At 63.6% G+C, this 12,794-nt stretch carries 13 protein-coding genes; 3 read left to right on the top strand and 10 right to left on the bottom strand.

From position 1 onward, the window contains the following. Window positions 1–118: 118 nt before the first annotated feature. Window positions 119–1,309 carry a ShlB/FhaC/HecB family hemolysin secretion/activation protein gene (locus tag HNO82_RS06890; RefSeq protein WP_175343183.1) on the top strand — a complete coding sequence of 397 codons (1,191 nt, stop codon included), beginning with the start codon at window positions 119–121 and terminating at the stop codon, window positions 1,307–1,309. A 44-nt stretch (window positions 1,310–1,353) separates the two neighbouring features. Here the strand turns inward: HNO82_RS06890 and alkB are convergent, their stop codons facing one another. From alkB to HNO82_RS06870, 4 genes are all read right to left on the bottom strand, one after another. Next, window positions 1,354–2,007 (bottom strand): DNA oxidative demethylase AlkB, encoded by a 654-nt coding sequence (gene alkB / locus HNO82_RS06885; RefSeq protein WP_175343182.1) that lies wholly within the window; start codon window positions 2,005–2,007, stop codon window positions 1,354–1,356. Next, complete coding sequence (locus HNO82_RS06880) at window positions 2,004–2,915, bottom strand: alpha/beta hydrolase (RefSeq protein WP_008327503.1); 912 nt, start codon at window positions 2,913–2,915, stop codon at window positions 2,004–2,006. The genes alkB and HNO82_RS06880 overlap by 4 nt, the downstream gene beginning before the upstream one ends. A 53-nt stretch (window positions 2,916–2,968) precedes the next feature. Then, window positions 2,969–4,081: a bifunctional DNA-binding transcriptional regulator/O6-methylguanine-DNA methyltransferase Ada gene (ada, locus tag HNO82_RS06875; protein WP_008327501.1), complete on the bottom strand. Its 1,113-nt coding sequence runs from the start codon at window positions 4,079–4,081 to the stop codon at window positions 2,969–2,971. Window positions 4,082–4,240: 159 nt separating this feature from the next. Beyond that, window positions 4,241–4,759 (bottom strand): Lrp/AsnC family transcriptional regulator, encoded by a 519-nt coding sequence (locus tag HNO82_RS06870; protein ID WP_008327495.1) that lies wholly within the window; start codon window positions 4,757–4,759, stop codon window positions 4,241–4,243. A gap of 147 nt (window positions 4,760–4,906) precedes the next feature. On the opposite strand from HNO82_RS06870, the gene hppD reads away from it, so the two are divergent. After that, window positions 4,907–6,031, top strand: coding sequence for a 4-hydroxyphenylpyruvate dioxygenase (hppD, locus tag HNO82_RS06865; RefSeq protein ID WP_175343181.1), 1,125 nt, complete (start codon window positions 4,907–4,909; stop codon window positions 6,029–6,031). Between the two features lie 181 nt (window positions 6,032–6,212). Further along, window positions 6,213–6,566, top strand: a complete 354-nt coding sequence (locus tag HNO82_RS06860; protein ID WP_008327493.1) for a FlxA-like family protein — start codon at window positions 6,213–6,215, stop codon at window positions 6,564–6,566. A gap of 33 nt (window positions 6,567–6,599) precedes the next feature. On the opposite strand, the gene HNO82_RS06855 is transcribed toward HNO82_RS06860, so the two are convergent. The 6 genes from HNO82_RS06855 to livH form a co-directional block, all read right to left on the bottom strand. Beyond that, window positions 6,600–7,970, bottom strand: a complete 1,371-nt coding sequence (locus HNO82_RS06855; RefSeq protein ID WP_175343180.1) for an MFS transporter — start codon at window positions 7,968–7,970, stop codon at window positions 6,600–6,602. A gap of 44 nt (window positions 7,971–8,014) precedes the next feature. After that, complete coding sequence (locus tag HNO82_RS06850; protein WP_175343179.1) at window positions 8,015–8,854, bottom strand: ABC transporter substrate-binding protein; 840 nt, start codon at window positions 8,852–8,854, stop codon at window positions 8,015–8,017. A 263-nt stretch (window positions 8,855–9,117) separates the two neighbouring features. Then, the gene (locus HNO82_RS06845) at window positions 9,118–9,822 is read right to left on the bottom strand and encodes an ABC transporter ATP-binding protein (protein WP_175343178.1); all 705 of its coding nucleotides are present in this window, start codon (window positions 9,820–9,822) and stop codon (window positions 9,118–9,120) included. After that, window positions 9,822–10,598, bottom strand: a complete 777-nt coding sequence (livG, locus tag HNO82_RS06840; protein ID WP_175343177.1) for a high-affinity branched-chain amino acid ABC transporter ATP-binding protein LivG — start codon at window positions 10,596–10,598, stop codon at window positions 9,822–9,824. The genes HNO82_RS06845 and livG overlap by 1 nt, the downstream gene beginning before the upstream one ends. Next, window positions 10,595–11,821: a high-affinity branched-chain amino acid ABC transporter permease LivM gene (locus HNO82_RS06835; RefSeq protein ID WP_175343176.1), complete on the bottom strand. Its 1,227-nt coding sequence runs from the start codon at window positions 11,819–11,821 to the stop codon at window positions 10,595–10,597. Before HNO82_RS06835 ends, livG begins: the two co-directional genes overlap by 4 nt. A gap of 43 nt (window positions 11,822–11,864) precedes the next feature. After that, entirely contained in the window at window positions 11,865–12,791 is a 927-nt protein-coding gene (livH, locus tag HNO82_RS06830; RefSeq protein WP_034350126.1) for a high-affinity branched-chain amino acid ABC transporter permease LivH, read from the bottom strand. Between the last annotated feature and the right edge of the window lie 3 nt (window positions 12,792–12,794).

Raw genomic sequence — 12,794 nt, 5'->3', positions numbered from 1 at the left:
AGATACGTGACCAAAAATCCCGCCAGATAATAACAAAAATCAGACCAACTTCATGCTTGCAAAAGCAAATAATTTTTCGTAAATAACTGAAAAGTTAGTAACTGTAGGTTGGAGTCGAATGTCACATCGACAACCGATTCCTGGCGATATCCTCAACCTGCGCGATATCGAGCAGGGACTGGAAAACTTCAAGCGTCTGCCGACCGTCCAGGCCGATATCAAGATCACGCCCTCCGAGGATGAGGGCGCCCAGGCAGGTGACAGTGACCTGGTGATCCATTACCGGCAGTCCTTCCCCTTCCGTCTCACGGCATCGCTCGATGATGGCGGCAGCAAGGCCACCGGCAAATACCTGGCCGGGATTACTTTGTCCTATGACAATTGGTGGACCCTCAATGACCTCTTCTACGCAAGCGTGAGCCGCAGCCTGCATCACGATGGCGATCACGGCAGCCAGGCCTACACGCTGCATTACTCCCTGCCCTGGGGCAACTGGATGGCCGCCCTCACCATGTCGGGCAACCGCTATCACCAGACGGTCGCCGGTGCCTTCGAGAATTTCGTCTACAGCGGGCGCGCCGAAACCACCGAGTTCAAGCTGTCACGCCTGCTCTCCCGCGATGCCGGCAGCAAGAGCGTGATCTTTGGCAAAGCCTTGCTGCGCAAGGCCTACAACGCCGTCGATGACCTCGAGATAGGCGCCCAGCAACGCCGCACCACGGCCTGGGAGGCGGGCCTGAATCACCGGCAGTTCCTGGGCGATGTGATTGCCGACGCCACTCTGGCCTATCGCCGTTCGCTCGATACGCAAGGGGCCGAACCGGCCTCCTCCTTCGACCTGCCGCAGATCGGTACCCGCTATGGTCTGTGGCTGCTGGATGCCTCGCTCAATGCGCCGTTCCGGCTGGGCGGTGCAAGGCTGCGCTACGACGGGACGCTGCGCGCGCAGTGGAACCGTGGCCGATTGCCGCCGCAGGATCAGTTCTCCATCGGCGGACGTTACACGGTCCGTGGTTTCGACGGCGAGCTGACCCTGCAGGCCGAACGCGGCTGGTTCCTGCGCGATGAGTTGGCGCTGGAAATGGGAGAGAGCGGGCAGGAAGTGTTTGCCGCCGTCGATACCGGCGCGGTAGCAGGCCCGACGGCACAGTTCCTCACCGGCCAGCGCTTGACGGGCGCCGCACTGGGCTTGCGCGGCAGCGTAACCAGGCTGAGCTATGAGATGTTCGTGGGCACGCCGCTATCCAAGCCGCAAGGTTTCCAGACCGCCGCCGTGACGGGAGGCGTCAACCTGCAATGGACATTCTGAGGCGAGTTCTCTGCCGACAAGACATGCTGCACGATGGGGAGCGCTCAACGGGCGCGGCGGAAAGTAAGGTTGTAGCGGCAGCGTCCGGTGAGCGCATGCTCGCCCTCGCGCAACGGATCGATGCCGTGGAAGGCCAGGCGCGCCGGGCCGCCCCACACCACCACATCGCCACTTTCCAGGCGCATGCGCTGCGGCTTGTCGGTGCGTGCCATGCCCCCGAAGAGGAAAGTCGCAGGCAAGCCCAGCGAGACCGAGACAATCGGTTGGGTCATGTCCAGTTCATTCTTGTCCTGGTGCAGCGACATGCGGGCAGCAGGTTCATAGCGATTGATGAGACAGGCGTCAGGATCGAATCCGGCGAAACCCGCCGCCGCCGCCGCCCGCCCGGCCAATGCCGCGAAGAGGGAGGGCATGGCAGGCCAGTCGCGCTCGACCAGCGGATCGCGTGACTGATAGCGATAGCCGCGACGATCCGTCACCCAGCCATACCGACCGCAATTGCTCATCGCTACCGACATGCGAAAACCTCCCGGTGTCTGCATGTGGCGCAGGGGCGAAGCTTCCAGCACGGTGTCGATGGCGGCCATCAGCCGGATCGCTTCGTCCTCATCGACAAAGGCGCGCAGCAGCAGCGCGCCCTCGGTGAGGGTCTCCATCGAAGGATCACGCGCCAGGCCGGCGAAGAGATCGCCGCTCACCGCGCGGGCTCCGGACGTGGTGGGGGATTGTCGATGAAGTGGCTCACTTCATCCAATGTCGGCGCGATGAAGCGCAGCGGCCTGGCCAGACTGCCGACCAGCGAGGCATGCGAGGTGTTGTCGAAGTAGCGCTCCACCACCGGCACCTGCCGGGCGCGCAGCAGCCTGGCCAGGCCAGCGGTGTTGCGTTCGGCCGAGACCAGCCGGTCCTTGTGCGAGGCGATCAGCAGCGCGGGGGGCGCACCCGCCTGCACGTGGCGCACCGGTTGCGAATCCGGCGGGGAATCGGGGGCGAAGAAAACCGGTTTCACGTCCGCGTTTTCGATGGGCAGGAAATCATACGGTCCGGCCAGTCCGATCCAGCCGCGCAGAGCATCCGGCGAGGCACCCGCTGCGTGCAGCCAGCGTGGGTCCAGCGCCACCATGGCGGCGTTGTAGGCACCGGCACTATGTCCCATGACAAAGACGCGCTGTGGATCGCCACCCAGCTCGCGCACCGAACGCAGGGTCCAGGCCACGGCCTGGGCACTGTCCTTGACGAAATCCGGATAGCGGACTTCGGGATAGACGCGGTAGTCCGGCAGCACCGCGATGTAGCCACGCGAACTCAAGGCCTCGCCGACGAAGGCGTAGTCCTTGCGGCTGCCCTCGTTCCAGCTGCCGCCATAGAAGAAGACCACCACCGGCAAGCCCGGACCGGAACCGGCTTGCGGGGCGCCGACCGGGCGATAGATGTCGAGCTTTTGACGCGGGTTATCGGTGTTGGCATACGCCACGCCTTCGGTCTTGACGTAGGAGGAAGTGGGCGTGAGGGCATTGATGGCCGTCAGCGGTGAACAGGCGACGACGCCACCCAGGATCAGTACCGCGCCAGCGAACGCGAGACCGGCCTTGCCAAGTACGTGCATGCGCAACTCCAGCCATGAAGAAAGGCCTATTGTAGCCGCGCACGACAAAGCCTTCAGGAGGGGGCGTCGTCCCGGCTCCCTGCTTCATGCGCGAGCAAGGCGGCCTTGCGCGCGATACCCCAGCGATAGCCCGAGGGCGTGCCATCCAGGCGCACGATGCGATGGCAGGGAATCAGCAAGGCGATCTCGTTGCGGGCACAGGCATTGGCTACGGCGCGCACGGCATTGGGCTGGCCGATGCGCGCGGCCAGTTCGGCGTAGGTCAGCGTGATGCCTGGCGGCACCGCACGCAGGGCTTGCCAGACGCGCTGCTGGAAGGCCGTGCCACGGATGTCCAGCGGCAAGGCAGTGCCCTGGCGAGGGTCGTCCAGCGCTGCCAGTACCTGCGCGAGAGTCTGCTCGAAGGCGGCATCACCGGGGGCGAGATCGGCGTGGGGAAAGCGGTCCTGCAGTTGCTGCAACAGGGGCTCGGGCTCGCTGCCCAGGGCGACAGCGCAGATGCCCTGTTCGGTCGCTGCCACCAGCAAGGCCCCCAGCCAGCATTGCGCCACCGCGAAGCGGATTTTCTCGCCCTGGCCGCCGCGCCGGTAGACGTCAGGCTGCATGCCCAACTGCGCGGTACTGCGGGCATAGAAGCCTCCGCTGGAAGCAAAGCCGACTTCGTAGAGCGTCTCGGTCACGCTGGCACTGCCGCCCAGTTGCGCGCGCAGGCGTGCGGCGCGGTAGGCCTCGGCATAGCCCTTGGGGGTGAGCCCCGTCTGTTGCTTGAACAGACGATGGAAGTGATAGCGACTCAGACCTGCGGCCTGGGCCAGGGTGGCGGTGTCAGGCGGTTCACCGGCCTGCTCGATCAGGCGGCAGGCCTGCGCGATGGCGCGGGCCTGGCGTTCGTGCAGGGGGGGCTGGTCCGGCTTGCAGCGCTGGCAGGGACGAAAACCAGCCGCTTCGGCCGCCGCACAGCTGGCATGGAAGTCCACATTCCTGCGCAAGGGCGTACGTGCGCCACAGGAGGGCCGGCAATAGACACCGGTGCTGCGCACCGAATACCAGAACCGACCATCGAAGCCGGCATCGCGCTGCTGCACGGCTTGCCAGCAGGTTTGCGGGTCGAGGAGCGCAGCATCGGTGGCCGGGCCCGGCATGGGGGTAGAAGTCATGGTCAGCATGGAGTGCTCCCGGAATCAGATGGCACTGATTCTAGGCGCGTGCTACCGACGATGCACTCCGATCATTGCTTTTGAATTGCTGCGTGGATGAAACGCATCATCGGACAATTCAATGATGGCAGCCGTCCATCATTGAATTTTCACATCATGTGGTTCAGCTCATTGCGAGAAACGGATGCGCTGGCGCGACTTCACCGGCTGCATCACGTGTTCCAGCGGCAGCTCGTGCGATTGCTTGACCTTCTTCAAGGTGATGTTGGACTTGACGTTGGTCACGCCCGGCAGGCGCAGCAGCCGGGTCATCATGAATTCGGAAAACGCCGCCAGGTCGGGGGCGACGATGCGCAGGATGTAGTCGCCCTCGCCGGTGACGGAAAAGCACTCGGTCACTTCCGGCATGGATTCCACGGCTTTCTCGAAGAGTTCGCCACGGGTTTCGCCCTGGCGGTCCAGGGTCACGGTGGTGAAGGCGGTCACGCCCAGGCCGACCACGGCCGGGTCCAGCACGGCGGTATAGCGCTCGATGACGTGGGCTTCTTCCAGCCGTTGTACGCGACGGCTGATCTGCGAAGTGGACAGATGCACTTTCAGACCCAGCGCGCTATTGGTAATATGGCCGTCTCGCTGCAATTCGGTCAGCAAGGCCAGGTCGTAGCGATCCACGTTGATGATGCTCATTTGTCTCTCCAAAGTTCATATTTAAGAATTATTTGTGCATATTATCTAATATATCGCGCAAAAAACAATCACAAATTGCAGTCTTGACGCAATAAACTCCTCGCATGGGCCGCGCTTGTCGGCCCTCCCTATTCGAGGAGACACCAGATGGGCCACGCAGACACCCAGTTCGCCACCGCAGCCGTCAATACCGCCAATACCGCCACCACCGTCAGTGGCGACCTGTTCGACAACCCCATGGGCACCGACGGCTTCGAGTTCGTCGAGTACACTGCCGCCGATCCGGCCGGCATTGCCGCCGTGCTGGAGCTGATGGGCTTTACGGCTGTGGCGCGCCACCGTTCCAAGAATGTCACCCTGTATCGCCAGGGCCAGATCAACTTCATCCTCAACGGCGAACCCCACAGCAATGCCGCCGCCTTTGCCCAGGTGCACGGCGCCTCGGTCAACGCCATGGCCTTCCGGGTGCGGGATGCAGCCCATGTGTACAAACGTGCACTGGAACTGGGCGCTGAAGGCGTGGAAGCCAAGCTCGGTCCGATGGAACTGAACATTCCTGCCATTCGTGGCATCGGCGGTTCGCTGCTGTATCTGGTGGATCGCTATGGCGACAACGGCTCCATCTATGACGTCGATTTTCAGTTCTTCCCCGACGTGGAGCGCAACCCCAAGGGCGTCGGCCTGACCTACATCGACCACCTGACCCACAACGTCATGCGCGGCGCGATGGATACCTGGTCTTCGTTCTACACGCGCCTGTTCAACTTCCGCGAGATCAAGTATTTCGACATCGAGGGCAAGGTCACGGGCCTGCGTTCGCGCGCCATGACCAGCCCCTGCGGCAAGATCCGCATTCCCATCAACGAGAGCGCCGACGACAAGTCGCAGATCGAGGAATTCATCAAGCAGTACAACGGCGAAGGCATCCAGCACATTGCCCTGGGCACCGACGACATCTACCAGACCGTGCGCGCCCTGTATGCACGGGGGGTGCCGCTGCAGGACACCATCGCCACCTACTATGACCTGGTGGAGCGGCGCATCCCCGGTCATGGCGAAGACCTCGATGCCCTGCGCGAGCTGAAGATCCTCATCGACGGCGCGCCCACGGCGGGCCAGGGTCTGCTGCTGCAGATCTTCACCCAGAACCTGATCGGCCCGGTGTTCTATGAAATCATCCAGCGCAAGGGCAATGACGGTTTTGGCGAGGGCAATTTCAAGGCCCTGTTCGAATCCATCGAGCTGGACCAGATGCGCCGTGGCGTGATCTGACCGCCGGGCGAACGCGCTCCTGCAGCCGCCATGAAAAAGACGCAGCGCCCTGGCCGGGCCTGCGTCTTTTCGTTTTTTTACTTTCCGAGACTCAAGATCGCGCCGGGAGCGCCGTAAATCCATGCAAAGGCAACACCGCTGTCCCCTTGCAATCCCTTGCGCCCAACGGGCCGGAGTCCGCATGAACGTCGCGTATGAACAAGAAAAACCTGCCCACGCCCCAGCTGAACCGGCCATGGCAGACACGCTGGACCATGACCCCGCCGAACTGGTGGCGCAATTGAGTCATCGTATCCTGCTGCTGCAACAGCAGACCCAATCCCTGGCCCGCTTCCCGGCCAACCGCGACGGCAAGCAGCAGCGTCAGTTGCTGCAGCAGCAGATCCGCACGCTCTACCAGCAGTTGTTCGTGCTGGAACAGCAGCAGGCGCGACAGCGCAGGCGCGGCGAAAACTATCTCAGCATGGCCCTGTCGGTGGCCGCCCATGCCGCACACCAGCATGCCCGTGGCGAGCTGGCGGCAGCGGTGCTTTGAGGCCGGTTCCGCTTCCTTGAAGATTCTGCCGGCTCAATAACGCAGCCGCGACAGGCTCACCAGACAAGCCGCACCCGCCAGGGCGGCGGCAAAGCACAGCACCGGCGCATAGGGCGTGGCCGATATGCCCATGAGCATGGCCACCACCGAGGCACCCACAGTCTGCCCGGTCAGGCGTGCCGTTCCCAGCATGCCGCTGGCACCGCCCGTACGCTCACGTGGCGCGGCGCTGATCATGGTGCGATTGTTGGGTGACTGGAACAGCCCGAAGCCAACCCCGCACACCGCAAACATGGCCAGCATCACGCCATCGGGCGTGCTGCGGTCCACCGTCAGCAGGGCCAGCAAGCCCAGGCACATCACCGCCAGCCCCACCCCGCCCAGCAAGCCTGCCGAGATGCGATCCGAGAGCTTGCCCGCCACCACGCCGGTGAGCGCCACCGCAATCGGCCAGGCCGTCAGCAACAGACCGGCGCGCGCTGCGCTCATGCCGAGTTGATTCTGCAGCAGGAAGGGCAGCATCACGAAGACCGACATCTGCGCCGCGAAGGAGCAGAACGAAGTACCGATGGAGAGCGCAAACAGGGGAATGCGCAACAGGTCCAGCGGCAACATGGGCGCACTGGGCGATTGCAGCTTCAACAGCAGCACCAGGCTGATGGCAGTCAGCAGCGCGCACAGTGCCACCACCCAGCCGCCTTGCAGATGACCGACGGCATCGATGGTATAGAGCAGCAAGCCGATGAAGCCCATGCAAAGCAAGGCGCTCTGGCGATCAAAACGGCGTTCCGAGAGCGGATTGGCCGGCAAGGCGCGGCTGCCCACGACCAGCGCTACCAGGCCGAGCGGGATGTTGATGAGGAACAGCCAGTGCCACGAGGCCAGATGCAGGATCAGGCCGGCCACGGTCGGCCCCAGGGCATTGCCGGTGCCGGCTACCAGGGCGTTGTAGCCGATGGCACGGCCCAGCAGGCGGGCCGGATAGATGAAGCGGATCAGTGCGGTATTGACCGAGAGGATCCCGGCTGCGCCCAGTCCCTGCAGTACCCGCGCCAGGCTCAATTGCAGCATGTCGCCGCTGGCCGCGCAGGCCAGCGAGGCCAGCGTGAAGAGAAACAGCCCGCCCAGGTAGACGCGCCGGTAGCCGATCACTTCTCCCAGCGACGCCAGCGGCAGCAGGCACACCGCCATGGCGATCTGATAGCTGTTGATGACCCAGATCGCATCGGCATCGCTGGCCTTGAGATCGGCCGCCATGGCCGGCAAGGCCAGGTTGGCGATGGAGCCGTCGAGCACGGCGACGGTCAGGCCCAACACCACCGTGGCGATGGCCAGCAGGCGCTGGCGCGGCGGCAGGCCGTCATGATCGGGAGAAACGCAAGGAAGAACGGGAGTAACAGACATGACTCTGCGCGGGGGAGCCGGGAAGACAGGGAAGAAAAGGGCGTTTAGCGGAACGCCGAAATGGGCGTCAACTTCTTGTCGCGGGGAATATTGAACTTGGTCTTGAGACCATACCACTTGGTCCACAGGGCATCGATCTCGCCCTCCTTTTCCAGTGCGGCCAGGGCCTGGTTGACGGCATCGAGCAGCCGGTGCTCTCCCTTCTTGACGCCCAGTGCAGTGGGCTCCCAGGCCAGTGCGCCTTCGACGAAGCGGAACCGTCCGCCCGACTCATTGACGAAACGAATGCCCGAGGGCATCGAAATGGCCAGCGCATCGACCTGACCCTGCGCCAGCGCCAGGAAGGATTGTGGCGTGTCGGTGAAGGTCAGCAAGCTGGCCTTGCGCAGCACGCGCCGCACCGCCTGCTCCGGGGTGGAATCGCGATTGGCGCTGATGCGCTTGCCGTCCAGGTCGGAGACCAGATTCAGGCCGGAATCACTCTGTACGATCAGCTTGATCGGGTTCTGGTAATGCGAGGCCGTGAAATCGATCAGGCGCGCGCGTTCGCGGGTATAGCCCAAGGCCGCCGAGACCAGGTCCACCTCCCCCTTCATGAGCGCCGGCAAACGCCCCTCCACCGTCACACTGCGGTGCTGCATCTGTACGCCCAGCTTGCGAGCGACCGCGCTGCACATGTCAACATCAAACCCGACGATCTGGCCGGTCAGCGGATCGGAAAATCCCAGCGGCTCATTCTTGGACAGCGTGGCGCAGATCAGCACGCCACGCGCCTCTATCTGCCCCAGGCGGTCTGCGTGCGCCGCAGCGGGAACCAGCCAGGCCCCGGCCAACAGCAGGCTGCCCATGCCCAGTTGCTTGAGTTGCTGCGAAATCTTTTTCATGCTTTTCCTCATCGAGCGTCGAGGATAGCCCGAAACAATCCCGGATGTCACTCGCAGCAGACACTCCCATACACTTTACAAACAAATCTCTCTACGCACCAATACAGTACCCTGACAGTTTTCGGTACACATCACCTGACATGACCTGTTCACCCTGCCCCGCCGCTTCATCTGGCCGGTCCACAAGACAACGGCCCGGTCGGGTGAGGACCGGGCCGTCATCGGACAGCGATCAGACAGTCAACGGACAGTCAACGGACAATTCAGCCGTGGCCCAGATAAGCCTTGCGCACGTCGCTGTTGGCCAGCAGGTTGGCACCGGTATCGGACATGACCACATGGCCGTTTTCCAGCACATAGCCACGGTCGGCCACGCCCAGGGCCTTGTTGGCGTTCTGCTCGACCAGGAACACCGTCACGCCGCTGTCGCGGATGGTGCGGATGATCTCGAAGATCTGCGCAATCACCAGCGGGGCCAGGCCCAGCGTGGGTTCGTCCAGCAACAGCAGGCGCGGCTTGCTCATGAGGGCGCGGCCAATGGCCAGCATCTGCTGCTCGCCGCCGGACATGGTCCCGGCCCGCTGGGCCGCTCGCTCCTTGAGGCGCGGGAAAAGGCCGAAAACGTACGCGATGCCCTGCTCGATCTCGTCATTGCTGGCGAAGAAGGCGCCCATCTGGAGGTTCTCCAGCACGGTCAGACTGGGGAAGACGCGTCGACCTTCCGGCGAGATGGCAAATCCGCGGCGCATGATCTCGTGGGTCGGCAGCTGGGTGATGTCCTGGCCCTCGAAGATCACACGACCGCCGGAGGCACGCGGACGTCCGCACAGCGTCATCAAGAGGGTGGTCTTGCCGGCACCGTTGGCACCGATGAGGGTGACGATCTCACCCTTTTCCACCTTCAGCGATACGCCGTGCAGGGCCTCGATGGCGCCATAGTGGGTATGCACCTTGTCAAACTGCAGCATCATTCTTCTCCCAGATAAGCCTTGATCACGCGCTCGTCGCTACGCACCTGTTCGGGGGTGCCGGTGACGATGGGCTTGCCGTGCTCCATGACCAGGATGCGGTCGGAGATGCCCATGATGAGGCTCATGTCGTGTTCGATCAGCAGCACGGCCACGCCGTGCTCGCGGCGCAGGCGGTCGATCAGTTGCGACAGCTCCTGCTTCTCCTGCGGGTTCAGGCCGGCGGCCGGTTCATCCAGCAGCAGCAGGCGCGGCCTGGTGATCATGCAGCGGGCAATCTCGACGCGGCGTTGCAGACCATACGAGAGCGTGCCCGCCTCACGATTGGCCAGTGCGGTCAGGCCGAGCTGATCCAGCCAGTAAGCCGCGCGTTGCAGCGCCTCCTGCTCGGAGCGGCGATAGGCCGCGGTCTTGAGCAGGCCCGACAGCAGGTTGGTGTTGACCTGCTGGTGTTGTGCCACCAGCAGGTTTTCCACCACGGTCATGGACTTGAAGAGGCGGATATTCTGGAAGGTCCGCACCAGCCCCTGCTGCGCCACCTGGTGGCTGGGCTGGCGGGCAATCGAGACGCCATCGAGAGCGATCTCGCCCGAGGTCGGCTGATAGAAGCCGCTGATGCAGTTGAAGACGGTAGTCTTGCCGGCCCCGTTGGGACCGATGATGGCGAAGACTTCGCGCTCCTGCACGGCCAGCGAGACGCCATCCACGGCCAGGAGGCCACCGAAGCGCATCGACAGGTTGGACACTTCCAGCATGGTTTTCATGGACGAATTCATTGCGGCAACTCCACGTGCGGACGGGTTGCAGGGAGCAATCCTTGCGGACGCCACATCATCATCAGCACCATCACCAGGCCGAAGATCAGCATGCGGTATTCGGCAAAGCTGCGCGCCAGTTCCGGCAATACGGTCAGCAGGATGGCGGCCAGAATCACGCCCAGCTGCGAGCCCATCCCCCCCAGCACAACGATGGCCAGGATCAGGGCGGACTCGATGAAGGTAAAGGATTCCGGCGTCACCAGACCCTGGCGGGCGGCGAAGAAGGAACCGGCCAGGCCAGCGAAGGCGGCACCGAGCGTGAAGGCGGAAAGCTTCACGCGGGTTGGATTGATGCCCAGCGAGCGGCAGGCGATCTCGTCTTCACGCAGCGCTTCCCAGGCGCGGCCCATGGGCATGCGCAGCAGGCGGCTGGTGACGAACCAAGTAAAGAGCACCATCAGCAAGGCCAGGAAGTACAGGAAGATCACCATATGCGCGCCCTGATAGCTCAGGCCGAACATCTGGTGGAAGGTGGTGCCGCCTTCGGTCAGCGGATTGCGCGCCATCACCACGCCGAACACGGTCGGCTTGGGGATGCCGGAGATGCCATCCGGTCCGCCGGTCAGGCTGGTCATGTTGTTGAGCAAGAGACGGATGATTTCACCGAAGCCCAAGGTGACGATGGCCAGGTAGTCACCGCGCAGGCGCAGCACCGGGAAGCCCAGCAGGAAGCCGAACAGTGCGGCGGCAGCCGCCGACAGCGGCACGCACTCCCAGAACGAGAGGCCGAAGTACTGGTTGCACAGCGCATAGGTGTAGGCACCCACGGCATAGAAGCCGACGTAACCCAGGTCGAGCAGGCCGGCGAAACCGACCACGATGTTCAGGCCCAGGCCCAGCACCACGTAGATCAGCGCCAGAGTCATCACGTCCACATAGCCGCGCGAACCGAAGAAGGGCCACACCAGCGCGGCCATCAGCAGGATCATCATGGCCGCGCGCTGCTGGCCCGGCTGCATGCGCGGCAGCGTCGGCAGCTTGATGCCGGCGCGGGTGCGCAAGAGCGCCGGCTTGGCCAGCTGGAACAGGAACACGGCCAGCACCGCCACCAGCACCGGGGTCCAGTGGGTATTGAGGACCACGCGGTAGCCCTCCAGCTGCAGCTGCATGCCCAGCAGCGGGATGGTCAGTACGGCGGTCACCAGCGCCGCCGCCACGGCATTCTTGAAAGTCTCAGGCATCACGCCTCCTTGAATTTGTCGTTGTCCGTCGAGCGCAGCAGGCTCAGACCTTTTCGATGTCGGGCTTGCCCAACAGGCCCGTGGGACGGAACAGCAGGATCAGCACCAGCAGACCGAAGGACACCACGTCCTTGTATTCGGAAGGCAGATAGCCGGCCGCGAAGGTCTCGGCCAGACCCAGCAGTACGCCGCCCAGCATGGCGCCGGGAATGCTGCCGATGCCGCCCAGCACCGCCGCCGTGAAGGCCTTGATGCCGGCGATGAAGCCGATGTAGGGATTGAGCTTGCCGATGGTCAGCGCAATCAACACGCCGCCCACCGCCGCCAGCATCGCGCCCAGGACGAAGGTGAAGGAAATCACCTTGTTGGTATCGATGCCCAGGAGGTTGGCCATGCCCATGTCTTCAGCGCAGGCGCGGCAGGCACGGCCCATGCGCGAGCGTGCGATGAACAGCGTCAGGGCCACCATCAGCACCAGCGTCACGCCCACGATGACCATGCGCGAATACGGCACGGTGACGGTGAAGTCGCTGCCCATCTGGAACTCCAGCGCGCCCGAGATCAGCACCGGCACCGACATGTCGCGTGCGCCCTGGCCGATCTGCACATAGTTCTGCAGGAAGATGGACATGCCGATGGCCGAGATCAGCGGCACCAGGCGCGGCCCGCCGCGCAAGGGACGATAGGCCACGCGTTCGACGGTCCAGCCATAGAGGCCCGTCACCAGCACCGAGACGATGAGCGCACCGCCCAAGAGCAGCGGCAAGGGATAACCGGACTGCACGCCGATGGCTGTGAGCGTCACCAGGCCGACGTAGGAGGCGATCATGTAGATTTCGCCGTGGGCGAAGTTGATCATGCCGATGATGCCGTAGACCATGGTGTAGCCGATGGCGATCAGGGCATAGATCGCACCCAGCGAGAGCCCGTTGACGAGCTGCTGGGTCAGTTGAGGGAGCAATTCATTCATGAG

This window comes from Herbaspirillum sp. C9C3, from assembly GCF_013359625.1.
GTDB lineage: Bacteria > Pseudomonadota > Gammaproteobacteria > Burkholderiales > Burkholderiaceae_D > Herbaspirillum.
This window is presented reverse-complemented; position numbering and strand designations above follow the sequence as displayed.

Bases quoted from the DNA above. Each gene is read 5' to 3' on its own strand.
- HNO82_RS06860 (WP_008327493.1), top strand. From the start codon at position 6,213: ATGAACGTCGCGTATGAACAAGAAAAACCTGCCCACGCCCCAGCTGAA.
- HNO82_RS06850 (WP_175343179.1), bottom strand. From the start codon at position 8,854: ATGAAAAAGATTTCGCAGCAACTCAAGCAACTGGGCATGGGCAGCCTG.
- livH (WP_034350126.1), bottom strand. From the start codon at position 12,791: ATGAATGAATTGCTCCCTCAACTGACCCAGCAGCTCGTCAACGGGCTC.
- HNO82_RS06890 (WP_175343183.1), top strand. From the start codon at position 119: ATGTCACATCGACAACCGATTCCTGGCGATATCCTCAACCTGCGCGAT.
- HNO82_RS06880 (WP_008327503.1), bottom strand. From the start codon at position 2,915: ATGCACGTACTTGGCAAGGCCGGTCTCGCGTTCGCTGGCGCGGTACTG.
- hppD (WP_175343181.1), top strand. From the start codon at position 4,907: ATGGGCCACGCAGACACCCAGTTCGCCACCGCAGCCGTCAATACCGCC.
- HNO82_RS06855 (WP_175343180.1), bottom strand. From the start codon at position 7,970: ATGTCTGTTACTCCCGTTCTTCCTTGCGTTTCTCCCGATCATGACGGC.
- HNO82_RS06835 (WP_175343176.1), bottom strand. From the start codon at position 11,821: ATGCCTGAGACTTTCAAGAATGCCGTGGCGGCGGCGCTGGTGACCGCC.
- HNO82_RS06845 (WP_175343178.1), bottom strand. From the start codon at position 9,822: ATGCTGCAGTTTGACAAGGTGCATACCCACTATGGCGCCATCGAGGCC.
- livG (WP_175343177.1), bottom strand. From the start codon at position 10,598: ATGAATTCGTCCATGAAAACCATGCTGGAAGTGTCCAACCTGTCGATG.
- HNO82_RS06870 (WP_008327495.1), bottom strand. From the start codon at position 4,759: ATGAGCATCATCAACGTGGATCGCTACGACCTGGCCTTGCTGACCGAA.
- ada (WP_008327501.1), bottom strand. From the start codon at position 4,081: ATGCTGACCATGACTTCTACCCCCATGCCGGGCCCGGCCACCGATGCT.